The sequence below is a fragment of the Streptomyces sp. BHT-5-2 genome, from assembly GCF_019774615.1.
Lineage (GTDB): Bacteria > Actinomycetota > Actinomycetes > Streptomycetales > Streptomycetaceae > Streptomyces.
This window is the reverse complement of record NZ_CP081496.1, coordinates 5,995,758-6,013,505: the sequence shown is the minus strand read 5'-3', so window position 1 is coordinate 6,013,505 and position 17,748 is coordinate 5,995,758. Positions and strand designations below refer to the sequence as shown.

Genomic DNA, 17,748 nt, shown 5'->3' with positions numbered 1-17,748 from the left:
GACCTACTCGGTGGTCAACCAGGGCAAGGCGTGGTCGCCGTGTGGGGCCAGCACACAATCGCTTGGGTTGGAGAGCAACTCGTTCGAAAGTTCGCCTGAGTCAGTAGCCAGGTCTGTCCCCAGATCATTGCGGGCGCTGGCCTGAAAACATTGCCCAACCTTCCATCGAATCGAGACACAGCGTCTCGTTGTCAGTGCCGTGCCTCACCATGCTGGCCATGACTGACTACGCCCTCGCCTCCCTTGGCCCACACAGGTTCGAGGAGCTGTCTCAGGCTCTTGCCCTCAAGACGCTTGGGCCGACCGTGGAAATCTTCGGAGATGGCCCTGACGGTGGACGCGAAGCCTCGTTTCAGGGCCTGAGCCACTTTCCTACGCCCGATGCTCCCTGGACAGGCTACGGGGTGCTACAAGCCAAGTTCCGCAAGCGCCCGGAAGGCACTGCCAAGGACGCCGAGTGGCTGGTCGATCAGATCAACTCGGAACTTCGCGCTTGGGCCAATTCACAATCGAACCGCGTCCGAAAGGGACGTCTGCCGGAGTACCTCCTCATCACCACCAACGTCGTCCTTTCCCCGGTTCCGGGCAGTGGAGGCATCGACCGCGTCCAAAAGGCACTGCAGGAGCGCGTGCAAGAGCTGCAGCTCCCGCTCAAGGGGTGGGAGATCTGGCACTACGACAAGATCTGCCGACTACTAGACAACAACGAGGACGTTCGGCATGCCAACGCCGACGCCGTGCTGCCTGGCGACGTCCTGGCGCGCCTGCACGAGCGCGTTCAGCAGATGGAAGCTAGCCGCCCTCTGCCCAGTGGGCGGCCCATTCCAAGCCTTCCGAGGGAGTTGCGCCCCCTGTTCGGGCGCGAGGCGGAGATCAACGAGGGGCGAAGGCTGCTACTAGGGAGGCCAGACGGTGACAGCGGGCCGACGATTGTGGTGACCGGCCCGCCCGGGATCGGGAAGAGCGCCGTCGCACTGCGTCTCTCCCGGCTCGTCGCAGACACCTATCTGGAGGGGCAGTTCCACATCGATCTCGCCCTGGCTGCCGGGGAGGGGGAGCCCGCCGATCTTGTGCTGGCGCTCTTGCGGACACTGCGCCCCGGAGAACCGCTTCCCGAAGGCCGTGCACAACAGCTCGCTGACCTTCGCGCGACGCTGTCCGACAGCAAGGTCCTGCTGCTCATCGACGACGTGGTATCCGAAGAGGCGCTTCTGGACGTCATCCAGATAGACGGGCCTTTCGCCTTGGTGTGCACCAGCCGGGCAAAGCTCAGCGGCTTGACCGGGCTGGTCCACCTCATCGAGCTCGGTCCGTTGCCGGACGGCCACAGCGAAGAGCTGGTGAGGGCGGTTGCCGGAGCTGCTCGGCTGACTGACGAGCAAGCATCCGCGCTGGCGCAAGCATGTGCCGGACATCCTCTCGCACTGCATGTTGCAGCCGCTCATCTGGCACGTCGCCCCAAGGTCAGTGTCGACCGGTTCCTCAACGACATTTCCAACCCTGACCGGGGTGTGCGAGCTCTGCGAGCCGGCCAAACCGCACTGGAGCCTGTACTAGAGCGTAGCTATGCCGCACTCAGCCCGGAGCAGGCAGAACTTTTCATGACTCTTGGGATCCTGCCGCACATGTCCGTCACCTCGGACGTCGTCACGGTGGCCATCACCCCCGAGGCTGAGCTGGACGAGGCCCAGCTCGATGCCGCAACTGAGCTGCTGGACTCGCTGTTCGAGCTAAGCCTTATCGAGCAGATCGACGAGGACCGGTATGTGTTTCACGAGATTCTGCACCGATTCGCCCGCCTGAAATCGACCGCGGCTACAACTGAGCTTCGGGAGACCGTTATCCGGCAAACCTGCCTCATGCTGGCTGTTCGGGTTGAGTCCGCGACGGAGTCGATCGGCTTCGTGGACAAGGAAGCGAAGGTGCCGGCGCAGGGTAATGCGGGCGCCCTACACCAGTTGAATGCAGATCGCCCAGGAGCTGTTTCCCTCATCGAGATGGCTCGGCAGCACCAGATGTGGGGGCCACTCGTCCATCTCGCTTCGAACCTCACTGCCTCGCTGTGGCACGGCAGCCACTGGAAGGATCTGGATCGCGTCTATCAGTCCGTCCTCGAAGCCGGCACCCAGTCCGAAAACTCTGAGTGGACGGCATCTGCTCTGTACAACCTGGGCATGGTTGCCAGTCACCTCGGCGACACGCAGCGCGCCACTGACCTGTATCAGCGCAGCGCCGAGACTGCGCACGGGGCCGACAATCCCTACCAGATGCATATGGCGCAGCTCGCGCTGGGATCATTGCTCATCAACCTAGGGCGGGCGCGCGATGCGATTCCGTACCTACGCAACGGATTGCCATTTTGGCGGATCATCAAGGACAACCAGGTGCTGGCCCATGCTCTGGGGAACTTGGGGCAGGCCCACCTGGCCATCGGCCAGATGCGCCGAGCCGAGCAGTACCTCCAAAACAGTACGAACTTGTCCCGTACCGACGATCGTACAGAGCTGTGGAATCGCGGAACACTCGCGGCACTGCTGCGCAGGACGGGTCGGTTCTCTGAGGCCGCCCAGGAGGCATCAGTCGACATCGAGCGAGCACGGGCTGTCGGGAGTCGGGATTGGGAGGCAAAGGCGCTAATGGAGCTCGCCGAGACTCCCTTGGAGGAGCGGCCGGACTCAGCGCCCAGTCAACCCCTTGAGGCCGCCTTGGCCATCTATCGGGACACCGGCGACGCTCAGGGACAGGTTCGGGCTCTCTTTCGACTCGGTACTCGGGCCGCGAAGCAAGCAGATATTCACCAAGCAGCCCAACACCTCAGTGAATGCGCCAATCTCGCGGCCGGGATCGGCGACTACGAACATGCAGCTCGGGCACTGGCCTACCTGGCTTCCTACCACGGCGGCGTCGGTCACCTCGATGAGGCGGAAACGTACTTTGCCGACGCCCGAGACATGGCCAACCACCTAGGAAACCCCATCGTTATCGCCCAGACTCTGCAGAAGAACTCGGAATATCTATGGCACCGGGGCCGGATCGGCGAGGCCGTCACCAATCTGACGGAGGCGGTTCGCCTACTGGAAGGGACCGAAGAGAAACGCGGCTTGGCCCAGGCCAGGACCGCGCTGGGAGAAGCCCTGCTCGTCGCAGGTCGATGGCAGGAGGGTGCCCAGGCGCTGGAGTCGGTTGTCTCCGTGATGTCGGACGATGCATCCCCCGCCACCAGGGCTCAGGCGTCCCGTGCGCTTGCCGTCCTCTACTCGCGCCGGGGCCTTCACAGGGAGGCCATGTCGACGATCACCAAGGCGCTTGACCAGTGTGAGCGGGCCGGCGACAAGTCGGCCGTCCTGCACTGCAGGATGGCCTTGGCCAATGTCCACGCCCGGAACGAGGAGTGGAGCGAGGCGCTCGATCAGTACGACAAGGCCACCGAACTTGCTATGGAGCAGAAGGACCTTCATGTGCTCCTCACCGCCCGCGGCATGGCCGCGGTGGGACGACTGCACGGCGAGGAGAAGGAACAAGCTGTCGCCGAGATCGCCAAGCTCATGCCTGTGACCGAACAGTTGGGGATGCAGTCGCTTGAGGCCGCCTTGCATGTCAACGTCGGGGCATACCATGCATGCTCCGGTGATCACGAGAAGGCGATTACTGAATTCTGCAAGGCGTTGGCCCTCGTCGAGCAGCTCCAGGACGACACCCTGCGAGCCCCCTGTTTGCTCAACCTGGCTCGCTCCTACCGGGCGCTCGGCGATAGCGAGCGCTCCCGCGCGTATGCACGCGAAGCCTTCGGTGTCCACCACGAACTCGGCAGTTGGTCAGACGCCGGCGAGGCGCTTGTTCTACTCAGAGGGCTGTACTTCGACGCAAAATCGGACGACCCGGTTGAGCCGACGCTCGACGAGCTGGTAGGCACCGAGCAGAAAGTCGACGATCGTGTCTTGGAAGCCATCGGCTCTCGTCTCCGCGCTGTCAGCGATGGATCTGTCGCAAAGGCCCATCGCGAGGTTAGCCGTTCCGCTGCCGCCGTCGCCGTCGGGAGGAAGATCAATGTCTCGGATGCCGTACGACAGGCGCTAGCCGAGGTCAATCTCGAACAGCTCACCGCCCACCTCGGGAACTCTCGGCAGACATGCGTGGCCTGCAATCTCTTGATCGACGAGACAGGGGAGGCCGAACTACTCCAGATGAACCACCCGAGTATGAACCACCTCATGCTGCGGCTGGCGCACCCCCACTGCGTAGCCTCCAAGGTGGTTCAGCTGACGGGGAAGGCACCGAAGGAGCCGAAGGTCGTATTTGAAGTGGAATGCATCCTGTTCGGCGGAGACCGAGCCGGGATCATCGCTGACTGTTACGGCGGTTGGGGCTCATATGGCGACGGGCAATTCCAAGACCTCGTCCTCGCGAGCTACCGCAAGGCCGGATTCATCAACCTGCAGAACCTGCTCCAGATGGAGGACAGTAAGCCGCTGGACCTGCGTGACATCCCTGGTGTCGATGGAGGCGTTCAGGCTCGGCTCGAAGACAACGACCTCGCGATTACCGGCCCGGACGGCCAGCTCCTGCACCGAATGCCGCTGAATTTTCTCCCCCGCTGGTACCGGAGAGCGGCCGAGGGATCGTTGATCGTCGTGGTGGGCAGGAACCTACAGGGAATGGCTGCAGATGATCCCTCCTACCTGGTGCGCGCTATGGCCCTGGGAAACGCGGTTGGCGGCGCCGTACCGCTGACCGTGGTTCGGCCCAGCAGGAACCGCCTCTGCCCCTGCATGATGCGCACCGGACGTAAGTTCAAACACTGTTGCGGGCGCAGCACGGCCTTGAAGTAGCTGCTTCCGGGGGACATGTAGGGGCCGTCGCCAGCAATCAGTAAGGGGCCAGGCCAGCGACCTGTAGCAACCATCGCCGCAGGTTGCCGACTTGGCCCACTACTAGGAGACAAAGTCTTCTGAGCGGACGCTGAGCGACCCATCACACAAGTGAGGGCCGCCACCTCCTTCCCGGAGATGGCGGCCCTCACTCTCGTAACTGATTGTGGGTCAAGTGCCGAGGCGGTCGGTGCACACCCGGTGCACAAGACCCTGGAAAACAGCTGGGAACAGCGGGAACCGCTGAGCAGCGTTTTCCCAGGTCAGGGCGGGTCTCTGAGCCTCAGGCCCAGCTCACCCACCCCCACCCTTTAGATGTCGAAGTACAGCTCGAACTCGTGCGGGTGGGGGCGGAGCTGGATCGGGGCGATTTCGTTGGTGCGCTTGTAGTCGATCCAGGTCTCGATCAGGTCGGAGGTGAAGACGCCGCCCTGCTGGAGGTACTCGTTGTCCTCTTCGAGGGCGTCGAGGACCGCGGGGAGGGAGGTCGGGACCTGCGGGACGCCGGCGTGCTCCTCCGGGGCGAGCTCGTAGAGGTCCTTGTCGATCGGCTCGGCGGGCTCGATCTTGTTCTTGACGCCGTCGAGGCCGGCGAGGAGGAGCGCCGAGAAGGCGAGGTAGGGGTTGGACGACGGGTCCGGGGCGCGGAACTCGACGCGCTTGGCCTTCGGGTTGGAGCCCGTGATCGGGATGCGCATGGCGGCGGAGCGGTTGCGCTGCGAGTAGACGAGGTTGACCGGGGCCTCGAAGCCCGGGACCAGGCGGTGGTAGGAGTTCACCGTCGGGTTGGTGAACGCCAGCAGCGACGGGGCGTGCTTGAGGATGCCGCCGATGTAGTAGCGGGCGGTGTCCGAGAGGCCCGCGTAGCCCTGCTCGTCGTAGAAGAGCGGCTGGCCGCCCTGCCACAGCGACTGGTGGACGTGCATGCCGGAGCCGTTGTCACCGAAGATCGGCTTGGGCATGAAGGTGGCGGTCTTGCCGTTGCGCCAGGCGACGTTCTTGACGATGTACTTGAACAGCATCAGGTCGTCGGCGGCGGCGAGGAGGGTGTTGAACTTGTAGTTGATCTCCGCCTGGCCGGCGGTGCCCACCTCGTGGTGCTGGCGCTCGACCTGAAGGCCGGACTTCTCCAGCTCCAGGGAGACCTCGGCGCGCAGGTCGGCGAAGTGGTCGACCGGCGGGGCCGGGAAGTAGCCGCCCTTGTAACGGACCTTGTAGCCGCGGTTGTCCTCCAGGGCACCGGTGTTCCAGGCGCCGGCCTCGGAGTCGATGTGGTAGAAGCCCTGGTTCGCGGAGGTCTCGAAGCGCACCGAGTCGAAGACGTAGAACTCCGCCTCGGGACCGAAGTACGCGGTGTCCGCGATGCCGGTGGAGGCGAGGTACGCCTCGGCCTTCTTGGCGATGTTGCGCGGGTCGCGGCTGTACTGCTCGCCCGTGATCGGGTCGTGGATGAAGAAGTTGATGTTGAGGTGCTTCTCCTGGCGGAACGGGTCGAGGCGAGCCGTCGACAGGTCCGGGCGCAGGGCCATGTCGGACTCGTGGATCGCCTGGAAGCCGCGGATCGACGAACCGTCGAAGGCCAGCTCCTCGGCCGGGTCGAACGCCGCGGCGGGGATCGTGAAGTGCTGCATCACGCCCGGCAGGTCGCAGAAACGGACGTCGACGAACTTCACGTCCTCATCCGCGATGAACTTCTTCGCGTCGTCGGCGTTCTGGAACATCCAACTCCTCCTAGCCCGGTCACCGCTCGGCGGACGCGGGGTTGCGACTCGGAGCGCGACCTCGTGCGGTGGCGCGCTCGCCCGACCATAGGCAGGCGGGATTTCCCAAGCATGACCCATTTGTTTCGCCGAGGTTAACCGGCGCGCTGTCGCCCCCACCCCCAGTGTGCGCCCGCGGGAGCGGACGCGGCGCCGGGTGCGGCACGGCTGCGACAAGGCCGTCGGGGCGCGGCGGTGAGGGTGCGGCCGCGGTCGGCCGGGAACCCGGCGCCCGGGGAACGTATGCGGTCGCAGTACCGTGGACGGGTGGACAACAGGCAAGCAATCGGATCGTGGATCTCCGGGCCCCGGGCGGCGGCCGAGGACATGGGTGTCGACTTCGGCTACCGCGGGCAGCAGCTCGGGCTGCCCGAGGAGGGTCCGGGCTCGATCGCACGGGTCGGCCGCCGTTTCGGCGCGCTCTTCATCGACTGGGCGCTGTGCCTGCTCATCGCGTACGGGCTGCTCAGCGGCGGCAAGGCGCAGTCGGCCAGCAACTGGGCGCTGGTGGTGTTCGCGGTGCTGAGCGTGCTGACCGTCGGCACCGTCGGCTGCACCCCCGGCAAGCGGCTGCTGGGCCTGCGGGTGGTCGCCGAGGGCGGTGGCCGGATCACGCTGCCGCGGGTGGTGCTGCGGACGGTGCTGCTGGTGCTGGTCATCCCGGCGGCGATCTGGGACCGGGACGGCCGGGGGCTGCACGACCGGCTCAGCCGCGCGGTGCAGGTGCGGATCTAGGTTCTGGCCGGGAGATCCGGACCTCGGGTCCCGGCTCCGGGTGCAGGATCTCAGGCGCCGGGCGGTGTCCGTGGGGCGGTGTCCGTGAGCGGCGGGCCGGTGTCGTACACCTCGGCGCATCCCACAGCCCGGCACAACCCGGGCGCCACACGACGCCGTGCCCCCCCACATGGGGCCACTTGGAGTCGCCCCCCACCAACGCCCGACGCCCCGAGGCCAAGCCTCGGGGCGTCGCACGTAGTTGGGGGAAATCCCACGTAGTTGGGGGAAATCCGGCGTGGCCGGTCAGCGGGTCTTGCCACCGCCCTTGGGCATCCGCATGCCCTTGGGCATCGGGCCCTTCGGGACGGGCATGTTGCTCATCAGGTCGCCGAGCGCGCGCAGGCGGTCGTTGACGGCGGTCACCTGGGGGCCGGGGAGGACCCGCGGGAGCTTCAGCAGGTGGGTCCGCAGCTTCTTGAGCGGAACCTCGCCCTCGCCGTCGCCGACGATGATGTCGTGCACCGGGGCGTCCGCGACGGTGCGCGCCATCCGCTTCTTCTCGGCGCCCAGCAGTCCGCGCAGCCGGTTCGGGTTGCCCTCGCCGACCAGGACGATGCCGGCCTTGCCGACGGCACGGTGCACCACGTCCTGGCTGCGGTTCATCGCGACGGCGGGGGTCACCGTCCAGCCGCGGCCGACGTTCTCCAGGACGGCGGCCGCCGCACCGGGCTGGCCCTCCATCTGCCCGAAGGCCGCCCGCTCTGCGCGCCGGCCGAAAATGATCGCCATCGCGAGGAACGCCAGGACAAAGCCCAGGACGCCCGCGTAGACGGGGTGGCCGATCGCGAAGCCGATGGCGAGGAGGACGCCGAAGACGACGATTCCTGTGCCAGCGACGACAAGACCGACCTTGGAATCGACCCGACGGGTCATCTTGTAGGTCAGGGCGATCTGCTTCAGCCGCCCGGAGTTCTCAGCGCCGCCAGCGCCGGTTGCGTTTGCCTTCCTCGCCATACACCGAAGTTTACGTGGCGTGCGGGCGCCGGGTGGCCGCGGCCTCCAGGACGTATCCGGCGTCGTACCGGTCCTTGGCGCGGCGGCGGTCCTCCAGGACCGACGTCCAGGCGTTGCGGCGGGCGGTGCGCTGGCCGCCGCGCAGCAGGACGGCCTCGATGGCACGCAGTGCACCGGTGACGGAGGGGATGGGGCGGGCGGTGGCGCGGAGCGGCGCGGCCTCCATGGTGATGGTCTCCCTCGGACGAACGGAACGAACAGGGGGCGGGGGGGAGGTGTCTTGCGGTGCGTACATCCATCGTCACCGAAGGGTGTTACCAACGGATGACCTGCCGGTCAAACACCTATGAAACGTTGACGCGGCCACCACGCCCCCCTGTCCGGGGGAGTGCGGGGCCGCGTCTCTCAGCATGTGCCACGTTTCACAAGTTGGCGCGCCGGGGGCGTCAAACCGCCTGACTGGACGCCTCGACCTCGCGCCGCTCGACGGCCTGCTGGTAGAGGCGGCCGGCGCGGTAGGAGGAGCGGACCAGCGGGCCGGACATGACGCCGGCGTAGCCCATCTCCTCGGCCTCCTCCTTGAGCTCCACGAACTCGGCGGGCTTGACCCAGCGCTCGATGGGGTGGTGGCGGACCGAGGGGCGCAGGTACTGGGTGATCGTGATCAACTCGCAGCCCGCGTCGTACAGGTCCTGGAGCGCCTGGCTGATCTCCTCGCGGGTCTCGCCCATGCCCAGGATGAGGTTGGACTTGGTGACCAGGCCGGCCTCGCGGGACTTGGTGATCACCTCCAGCGACCGCTCGTAGCGGAAGCCGGGGCGGATCCGCTTGAAGATCCGCGGGACTGTCTCGACGTTGTGGGCCAGCACCTCCGGGCGGGAGGAGAAGACCTCGGCGAGCTGCTCGGGGATCGCGTTGAAGTCCGGGATCAGCAGTTCCACGCCGGTGTCGGGCATCGCGGCGTGGATCTGGCGGACGGTCTCGGCGTAGAGCCAGGCGCCGCCGTCCTCCAGGTCGTCGCGGGCGACGCCGGTGATCGTGGCGTACTTCAGGCCCATGGTCTGCACGGACTCGGCGACCCGGCGCGGCTCGTCGCGGTCGAGCGCCTGCGGCTTGCCGGTGTCGATCTGGCAGAAGTCGCAGCGGCGGGTGCACTGGTCACCACCGATGAGGAAGGTCGCCTCGCGGTCCTCCCAGCACTCGAAGATGTTGGGACAGCCCGCCTCCTGGCAGACCGTGTGCAGTCCCTCGCTCTTGACCAGGCCCTGGAGGTGGTTGTACTCGGGACCCATTTTCGCCCGGGTCTTGATCCACTCGGGCTTGCGCTCGATGGGGGTCTGGCTGTTGCGGACCTCCAGGCGCAGCATCTTGCGTCCGTCGGGTGCGACTGCGGACACGTCGGCTCCCTAACCACTTCGATTCTTCGGCGTACACCAGGGTACGCCCGTCAATTCGCACGCATTTCCACGTGCGGGTCATGCTTGGCCGAACCCCGGTCGGGAGGGCGGCATTCCCGCGGCCCGGCCGCGGGTGCGGCCTCAGACCGCGCGGGGGAGCAGGACGGCGTTCTCCAGGACGTCCGCCAGGTGTTTCTCGACGACCGGCAGGGCCTCGGCGATGGTCACCTCGCGGCCCAGCTCGCCGGAGAGCGAGGCGACGCCGGCGTCCCGGATGCCGCACGGCACGATCTTGTCGAACGACGTGGTGTCCGGATTCACATTGAGGGCGAAGCCGTGCATGGTGACGCCCTTGGCGACGCGGATGCCGATCGCGGCGAGCTTGCGGTCCTCGCCGCGCTGGCCGGCGTTGGACGGGGCGTACTCCGGGCCGTTCAGCCGCGGGTCGAACAGCTCGTCCGCGGTCCGCGGGTCGAAGTCGAGCTGCAGGCCGCCCAGGGCCGGCCGCTGCTCCGTCGGATCGCCCAGGACCCACACGCCGCTGCGCCCCTCGACCCGGGTGCCCTCGACGCCGAACTCGGCGCAGACCCGGATCAGGGCCTCCTCCAGCCGCCGGACGTGCGCGACCACGTCGACCGGGCGCGGCAGCTTCTGGATCGGGTAGCCCACCAGCTGGCCCGGGCCGTGCCAGGTGATCTTCCCGCCGCGGTCCACGTCGACGACCGGGGTGCCGTCCAGGGGGCGCTCGTCCTCGGAGGTGCGGCGGCCCGCCGTGTAGACGGCCTGGTGCTCCAGGAGCAGGCAGGTGTCGGGGATCTCGTCGGCGAACCTGGCGGCGTGCACGCGACGCTGCTCCTGCCACGCCGACTCGTACTCGACGGCGTCCGTCCCGAAGCCCAGATGCACAAAGCGCAGCCCCTCGGGTACGGGGGTCTCCCCCCGAGAGATCGCAGTCACGGCAGCTCCTCTTCGAACCCTTGTCGCAGATCCCTGCGACGTGCGATGCCTCTTGCGAGGCACTTGCGGTGCCACGTCGCGCCCAAGCCACTGTACGGCCGCCCGTTGCGCCCCCCGCACCGGGCCGGTGCTCCGCACGGCCCTCGAAGTGCCCGTGACGTGCTCACACGATCGGATGAACGCGGGGCGCAGGCCGCGAGAAAGGCGCTGAAGGCCGTTACATTCACGCCGTTCCACAAGGGCGAAGAGCATGCCGGACGGGCTCAGTCGAACCCGGCGGCCCGGCCCGGAAGGCAGGAGACCGGTAAAGCTGATGACGGAACGACCCCCGCACCACACGCCCAACCGCCAACTGGCCGCGCTCATCGCCGAGGCGGGCTTCTCCAACGCAGGGCTGGCCAGACGGGTTGATCAACTGGGCATCGAGCACGGCCTCGACCTGCGCTACGACAAGACGTCGGTGACGCGCTGGCTGCGCGGGCAGCAGCCCCGAGGCACCACCCCCGCGCTGATCGCGGAGGTCTTCACCCGCCGGCTGGGGCGCCGGCTGTCCGCGCAGGACCTCGGTCTGGACGCCTGCGCGCCGGTGTACGCCGGGCTCGAATTCGCCTCGACCCCCAGCGAGGCGGTGGACATCGTCAGCGGGCTGTGGCGCAAGGACTCCGGCAGCCATGCCGAGCTCCGCAAGATCGCGTTCACCCCGGCCGGCCTGGTGGTGCCCAGCCGGGACTGGCTCATCGGCCGCCCCGACGAACGCGTCGCGCACGGCGAGCCGGCGGGCGAGGCCGGCGACCGGGTCCCGCTCCAGGGCGGCCGCTCCGCGGTGCCCCGGCAACGGCAGACCGAGCGGGTCGACCGCACCCAGGGCGGCCGGGTCACCTCCGGCGACATCGCGGCGCTGCGCTCGGTCGGCGAACTGTTCCGCGCCCTGGACCACGCCTACGGCGGCGGCCACGCCCGCCAAGCCCTGGTGCGCTATCTGGAGCACGAGGCCGAGCCGATGCTGCGCGGCTCCTACGGGGAGACCGTCGGCCGACGGCTGTTCTCGGCCGCCGCCGATCTGACCCGGCTGGCCGGCTGGACCTCGTACGACATCGCCGCGCACGGCCTGGCGCAGCGGTACTTCGTCCAGGCGCTGCGGCTGTCCCAGGCCGCCGGCGACCGGGCGTACGGCGCCTATGTCCTGGTGACGATGAGCCGGCAGGCGGTCTATCTGGGGCACGGCCGGGAGGCCGTCCAACTGGCCCGGGTCGCCCAGCAGGGCGTCGGCAGCGGTGTGCCGCCCACCGTGCAGGCGCTGCTGCACGCCGCCGAGGCGCGCGGCCACGGCGTGCTCGGCGAGGTCCGGGCCTGCACGGCCGCGCTGGCCCGCGCCGAACGGGCCCTGGAGAGCGCCCGCCCCGGGGACGACACCCCCTACTGGGCGCGCTTCTTCGACGAGGCCCAGCTAGCCGACGAACTCGCGCACTGCCACCGCGATCTCCAGCAGTACCGCGCCGCCTCCCAGCACGCCGAGCGCTCGCTGCAACTGCGTGCCGCCGGATTCGCCCGCAGCCGGCTGTTCTGCCGGGTGGTGCTGGCCACCGCGCGGCTGGGCCTGGGCGAACTGGAGCAGGCGTGCACGCTCGGCGCCGAGGCGGCCCTGCAGGCGTCCGAGATGCGCTCCGTCCGGGCCCACGAGTACGTCCGGGACTTCGAGCGCAGGCTGGAGCCGTACCGGGACGCGCCGGCGGTGCGCGGCTACCGCGAGCGGGTGGCCGCGCTGGGCTGACGGGCCGGCGGGCCCGCCCGGGGCCCGTCGCCGAACTCCCGCCCGCCCTCCGGGCGAACGACGGGAGTTTGACGACACGCCCTAGGCCGCCGCGGGTACGGCGTCCGGTTCCGAGCGGGCCGGGAGGCCGAAGTCCTGGAGGAGTGCGCGGGCGGCGCGGTGGCCGGAGCGCAGGGCGCCCTGGAGGGTGCTGGTGTCCCGGTGGTCGCCGCACACGTAGAGCCCGGCCAGCACCCGTACGGCGCGCTGCGGGTCGTGCGGGGTGGCCATCGCCGGTACCGCGTACGGGTTGTGATGCCCCGTCAGGAGTTGCCAGTCGTCCGTCCGCACGCCGTAGATCCGGTCCAGCCGGGGCCGGACGGTCTTGTCGAGGACGTCCAGCGGCAGTGCCGCGGCGGGGCCGAGGACGACGGTGGTGACCAGCGGCCGGCCGGGCGGGGTACGGGACGGGTCGATCGCGCCGGCGAGGTAGCTGAAGCCGATCGGGCCCTCGGTCGGCAGGATCAGGGCGGTGTCCCGGGCCGGGCCGCCGCGGGTGCCGGCCGGGGCGTCCGCGGTGTGGTGCAGCACCGTCAGCGGGTGGAACGCGGGCACCCGCAGCCCCGGCAGCAGCGCGGCGGCGTCCCGCGCGCCGGTCGCCACCAGCACCGCCCGGCACGGTATCCGGCCGTGCTCGCGGGTGTGCACGCCGTTGGTGTCGACGGCCGTGACCGTCACGGAGGTCCGTACGGTGCCCGGCGGCAGACCGGCCGCCAGCAGCTCCGGCACGGCCGAGGCGCCGCCGGTCGGCAGCGCCAGCCGGCCCTCCGCGAAGGCCCGCAGCACCTGCGCCGCGCCCCGGCTGGAGCCGCCCAGCCGGGGATCGCAGAGCAGCGCGCCCAGCAGCGGCCGCAGGAAGGTGTCGTGGGTGCGGGGCGGGAACGCCGGGCGGCCGGCCAGGGCGTCGCTGACCGGACGGTCGGCGGTCCGCTCCGTGCGCCGGTCGGCGCGTGTGAGGGCGCGCGCCGCGGAGAGTGCGCCCCTTGTGCACCGCAGCGGACTGACGCGCTGCACCCGTTGCCCGTTGTGCAGGCCCAGCCCGGCCGCGAACGGACGCAGCGTCAGCTCGGCCAGGCCGGGGGTGCGGCGCAGCGCGACCGGGGAGACCGCCAGCGGACGGCCGCAGCGGTCCAGGCGGAAGCCGTCCACCTCGTCGGTGGCGGAGCGGCCGCCGACCCGCTCGGCGGCCTCCAGGACGGTGACCGCGAGCCCGGCCCCGGTCAGATGGCGGGCGGCGGCGAGGCCGGCCGGCCCGGCCCCCACGATGACGACGTCGACGGCCGATGCGGAGCGCAGCACATGCCCCTCCCGAGGTCGGTCCCAGCGGCAGCGCACGGTTCTCATGCCCGGTGCGGCCGCCCGGGATGCCCAGTGGTGTGTCAGAGGACCGTAGGGACCACCGCGCCACCGCCGACAGGGGCGCCCCGGGGGCGCGTCGGAGCGGCCCCCGCGCCACCTCCCGGCCGCGGGTGCCGGCAGCCGTCCCTACGGCGCCAGAGCGGCGCGCACCGCGTCGCCGATCCGCGGGTCCGTGAAGGCGAAACCGGACTCCAGCAGCCTTCGCGGCACGATCCGTTGACTGCCCAGCACGTCCTGTGCGAACTCCCCGAGGACGAGCCGCAGCACCGGCGCCGGCACCGTGCACAGCGTGGGGCGGCGCAGCACCCGGCCCATCACCGCCGTCGCCTCGCGGTTGGTGACCGGCTCCGGTGCGGTGAGGTTGACCGGCCCGGACAGCCCCTCGGTGACCAGCAGATGGCGGAGTGCCGCGAGGTGGTCCCGCAGGGAGATGAAGCTCCAGTACTGGCCGCCGTCCCCGAGCCGGCCGCCCAACCCCAGCCGGAACAGCGGGAAGAGCCGCCCCCAGGCCCCGCCGGAGCCCGCCACGACCAGGCCGGTCCGGGCGAAGACGGTCCGGATGCCGGCCTCCTGGGCGGGCGCCGCCGCCTCCTCCCACGCCACGCACAGCTCCGGCAGGAAGCCCGTGCCGGCCGGCGCGCTCTCGTCCGTGCGCCGGTCGCCGGTGTCGCCGTAGAAGCCGATGGCGCTGCCGCTGACGAGGACCCGCGGCGGCTCGTCCATCGCGGCCAGCGCGGTGGCCAGCGTCCGGGTGCCCAGTACCCGGCTGTCGTGGAGCTCCTGCTTGTAGGCGGCCGTCCAGCGGTGGTCGGCGACGCCCGCCCCGGCGAGGTGCACCACCGCCGCGCAGCCGGCCAGCGCGGCCGGGTCCAGCCGCCGCCCCTTGGGGTCCCAGGTCACCTCGTCGGCCGCCGCCGGCCGTCGGCGGACGAGCCGGACGACGTCGTGGCCGTCCGCGCGCAGGTTCCGGACGAGGGCCGTGCCGATGAGTCCGGTCGAGCCGGTGATCGCGATCCGCATGGGGCCATCCTGCCCGCAATCCGGGGCGGGGCAGGGGACCGGCCGGAACGGCCCGGGCGGGTTCAGCGGCGGAAGCGGGTCCACAGGCGCGGGAAGCGCTCGGCCAGGGCCGCGTCGTCGTCGAAGTCGAGGTAGCCGCCGAGGGGTTCCGGCGGGGCCGGCGGCAGCCGCAGATCGGGCATGACGACGCCGGTCAGCTGCTCGTACGCCTCGTCGGCGGCGTAGCCCAGCTCCTCGGCGTCGCCGTCGGTGTCCTCGTCGAAGTCGCCGACGAGCCGGGCGAGCTGGTCCGGATCGTCCAGCGCGCCCTCGAAGACGTGCCGGCCCTGGCCGATCAGCCAGCAGCGGAAGTAGTCGAAGGCGTCGTCGCTCGCGCCGTCCAGCATCAGGGCGGCGGCGGCCCACAGGTCCCAGGTGTAGGCCCGGTTGTAGCGTTCCTCGAAGTGGCGGGCGAAGTCGACGACGCGGTCCGGGTCCAGTCCGAGCAGCCGCTCGACCAGTGCGTCGGCCTGCTCCTCGGGGTCGCCCCCGGCAGCCGCGCGGGAGCCGTCGATCAGCTCCCAGAAGTCCGTCTCGTCCATCACCGCTCCAGCATCCGCCCTGCCGCCGCGCCCCGCACGCGGAGTGCCCCGGACGCGGCGGGGTGCCGTCCGGGCCGGCCCGCCCGGGGCGCCGGGAGGGGTGACCCGGCGGTGACCGTGCCGGGACTCCCTCGTTGTGCGGCATGGACGGCGGCAGCACAAACCTGTCGCAATCCCCCCACACAATCCCACGCAGCACTCCCCCACCCCCCGCACTCCCACTTCGTGAAGGGCGCACACCGCCATGCCCATGGACGAACGAACCCGGGCCGAGGTCGAACGCGCCGAGGCGGCCCTCGTCGAGCACTACCCGCGACTGGTCCGCCTCGCCTATCTCGTCCTGCCCCCGTCGATGGGCCGCCACCGCAAGGTCCTCACCGCGCACGGCCTGGTGCAGCGGGCACTGCCGTGGCGCCTGCCCCGCCGGCCGGCCGGCGCACTGCCCGCCCAGCGCGGCCCGGACGCCGGCGCCGGCTACGACCTGGTCCGCCAGCGCACCGTGGAGCTGGCGCTGGCCTACGAGGACCGGCAGCGGCCCGCGGTGCTGCTGCCGACCGTGCCGTTCGTCTGGGGGCTGCGGCTCTTCCCGCGGGCCGGCGGCGCCGACGAACTCGCCCTGGACCAGGCCCTGTCGGCGGTCCCGGCCGCGGTCCGGGCCGCGCTGGGGCTGTGGCACCTGGAGGGGCTGGACGCGGACGCGGCGCGCACCGTCCTGGCGCGGGCCGGCGTCCCGGACCCCGACATGGCGCAGCGGGCCGCGGCGCAGCTGGACCGGCGGACCGGTGCCGGGGCCGGGGCGCTGCTGAACTCCGGGGAGTTCGACCCCTGCACGATCCAGGCCCGGCCGACCGACCTGCTCCGCCGCCGGCAGCGGGTACGGGCGACGGCCGCGCTGGCGGCGGTGGTGGTGGCCGGCGTGGTCGCCCTGGCGCTGCCCACCGGCCGGCCCGCGGACGGCGGCGTGCCCACCGCCGCCGCGCAGGCCCTCGACCCGGGCCGGCTGCTGCGCGCCCCCGACGAGCAGTGGGCCCGGACCGCGCGGGTGGACTTCACCGCCTGGCCGCCGCGCGGCCGCCAGGCCGGCGACCAGGAGCTGCTGGCGCGGGCGCTGCGGGTGTGGGCCGCGCCGCCCCCCGGCACCCGGATCGTCACGGCCGCGGACACCTCCAGCCGTCCGCCGGCCGCCCCGCCCCGGCTGCTGTACGCCGGCCTGATCGACAACGTGATGGTGGTGGTCTTCCACGACGGCGAGCGGCTGGTGCGGTACGCCGAACCGGAAGGCGCCACGCCCACCCTGCACTTCGCCCGGGTCGACAACGCCGACCTCACCTCCGCCGGCGGGCTGGTGATCGGCCGCGGCAACGGCTGGATGCGCTATCTGATCGCGCCCTGGGTCTCCGGCGTCGCGGTCCGGGACCTGCTCGCCCCGGGCGCCCCGCCGCGCGGGCTGCACCTGGCCCCGGACGGTGTCACCGACCGCATCCCCCTCCCGCCCGCGGACGGCGCCCCCTGCGGGAGCTGGCCGGTGGCCGAGTTCCGCTCCTCGCCGCGGATCGACGACCGCCGCTCCTTCCTGGTGACCGACCTCGGCGATCTGGCGCCGGTGCATCTGACGTACCTGCCGCCGCCCGCGGCCGGCGGCGGGCCCGGCGAGGCCACCGGCGCCCCGGCGCTGCGCAGCTGGGCCCGTACCGCCTGCACCCTGCGGGCGCTGCGCGGCACCGGCGTACGGTCCGTCAACAACTGGGTCTACGCCCAGCAGGTCCTCCCGGAGGGCGGCGGCACCGCGACCTGGGTGTGCAACCGCGCCGACACCTGGCGCGGCCCGGGCCGGGCCATGGTGCAGTTCCAGCCGTCGACGGCCGGGCCGACCGACCCGGGGCGGGTCGCCGGCCGGGCCGTCGGCACGGCGGTGTGCAGCCGCTACGGCCGGCATGTGCTCGGCAACATCCACTGGCAGGCCAAGTCCGGGAAGTGGTACCTGCTCGCGGCGGGCAGCGGTGAGGTGTCCGCGATCGACGTGACCGGCGGGGTGCGGGCCGGCGCCGCGGCGCCGACGCTGGCGGTCCCGGCCACCCGGGACACCCCGGTGCAGGTCGCCGGGCGGCTGCGGGACGGCGGGGGCCTGCGGGCGCTGCGGCCGTAGGCGGGGCGGGCGGGTGTCGGCATCCGTGAAGCCTTCTCCGGCAACCGCCCGTGAAACGGCCCGTGAATCCGCCCGTGAAATCGCCCGTGGAAATCCCGACAGGAGGTGTCGGGATTCGC

Annotated in this window: 12 protein-coding genes; 4 read left to right on the top strand and 8 right to left on the bottom strand. The window is 70.7% G+C overall.

Features of this window, described 5'->3' with window-relative positions; genetic code table 11:
- Positions 1–218 precede the first annotated feature (218 nt).
- Entirely contained in the window at positions 219–4,829 is a 4,611-nt protein-coding gene (locus K2224_RS26590) for an ATP-binding protein (RefSeq protein ID WP_221909020.1), read from the top strand.
- 350 nt (positions 4,830–5,179) lie between these two features.
- On the opposite strand, the gene glnA is transcribed toward K2224_RS26590, so the two are convergent.
- Positions 5,180–6,589, bottom strand: coding sequence for a type I glutamate--ammonia ligase (gene glnA, locus K2224_RS26585; protein ID WP_221909018.1), 1,410 nt, complete (start codon positions 6,587–6,589; stop codon positions 5,180–5,182).
- A 306-nt stretch (positions 6,590–6,895) separates the two neighbouring features.
- Between glnA and K2224_RS26580 the strand changes: the two genes are divergently transcribed.
- Positions 6,896–7,363, top strand: a complete 468-nt coding sequence (locus K2224_RS26580) for an RDD family protein (protein ID WP_221909017.1) — start codon at positions 6,896–6,898, stop codon at positions 7,361–7,363.
- 285 nt (positions 7,364–7,648) lie between these two features.
- Here the strand turns inward: K2224_RS26580 and K2224_RS26575 are convergent, their stop codons facing one another.
- The 4 genes from K2224_RS26575 to lipB all read right to left on the bottom strand — a co-directional run bounded on the left by K2224_RS26575 (position 7,649) and on the right by lipB (position 10,713).
- Positions 7,649–8,359, bottom strand: a complete 711-nt coding sequence (locus K2224_RS26575; protein ID WP_221909016.1) for a DUF4191 domain-containing protein — start codon at positions 8,357–8,359, stop codon at positions 7,649–7,651.
- A gap of 10 nt (positions 8,360–8,369) precedes the next feature.
- Positions 8,370–8,585 carry a hypothetical protein gene (locus K2224_RS26570; protein WP_066987420.1) on the bottom strand — a complete coding sequence of 72 codons (216 nt, stop codon included), beginning with the start codon at positions 8,583–8,585 and terminating at the stop codon, positions 8,370–8,372.
- A gap of 220 nt (positions 8,586–8,805) precedes the next feature.
- Positions 8,806–9,756 carry a lipoyl synthase gene (lipA, locus tag K2224_RS26565; protein ID WP_221909015.1) on the bottom strand — a complete coding sequence of 317 codons (951 nt, stop codon included), beginning with the start codon at positions 9,754–9,756 and terminating at the stop codon, positions 8,806–8,808.
- Positions 9,757–9,897: 141 nt separating this feature from the next.
- Positions 9,898–10,713, bottom strand: coding sequence for a lipoyl(octanoyl) transferase LipB (gene lipB, locus K2224_RS26560; RefSeq protein WP_260693329.1), 816 nt, complete (start codon positions 10,711–10,713; stop codon positions 9,898–9,900).
- Positions 10,714–11,026: 313 nt separating this feature from the next.
- On the opposite strand from lipB, the gene K2224_RS26555 reads away from it, so the two are divergent.
- Complete coding sequence (locus K2224_RS26555) at positions 11,027–12,484, top strand: regulator (protein WP_221909014.1); 1,458 nt, start codon at positions 11,027–11,029, stop codon at positions 12,482–12,484.
- 81 nt (positions 12,485–12,565) lie between these two features.
- Here K2224_RS26555 and K2224_RS26550 read toward each other — a convergent pair whose 3' ends face one another.
- From K2224_RS26550 to K2224_RS26540, 3 genes are all read right to left on the bottom strand, one after another.
- Positions 12,566–13,822, bottom strand: a complete 1,257-nt coding sequence (locus tag K2224_RS26550) for an FAD-dependent oxidoreductase (RefSeq protein ID WP_221909013.1) — start codon at positions 13,820–13,822, stop codon at positions 12,566–12,568.
- A gap of 186 nt (positions 13,823–14,008) precedes the next feature.
- Positions 14,009–14,902, bottom strand: coding sequence for a TIGR01777 family oxidoreductase (locus K2224_RS26545; RefSeq protein ID WP_221909012.1), 894 nt, complete (start codon positions 14,900–14,902; stop codon positions 14,009–14,011).
- Positions 14,903–14,964: 62 nt separating this feature from the next.
- Positions 14,965–15,483 carry a DUF4240 domain-containing protein gene (locus K2224_RS26540; protein WP_221909011.1) on the bottom strand — a complete coding sequence of 173 codons (519 nt, stop codon included), beginning with the start codon at positions 15,481–15,483 and terminating at the stop codon, positions 14,965–14,967.
- A gap of 250 nt (positions 15,484–15,733) precedes the next feature.
- Here K2224_RS26540 and K2224_RS26535 point away from each other — a divergent pair, with 250 nt between their 5' ends.
- Positions 15,734–17,629, top strand: a complete 1,896-nt coding sequence (locus tag K2224_RS26535) for a hypothetical protein (protein WP_221909010.1) — start codon at positions 15,734–15,736, stop codon at positions 17,627–17,629.
- The last annotated feature ends 119 nt before the right edge of the window (positions 17,630–17,748 follow it).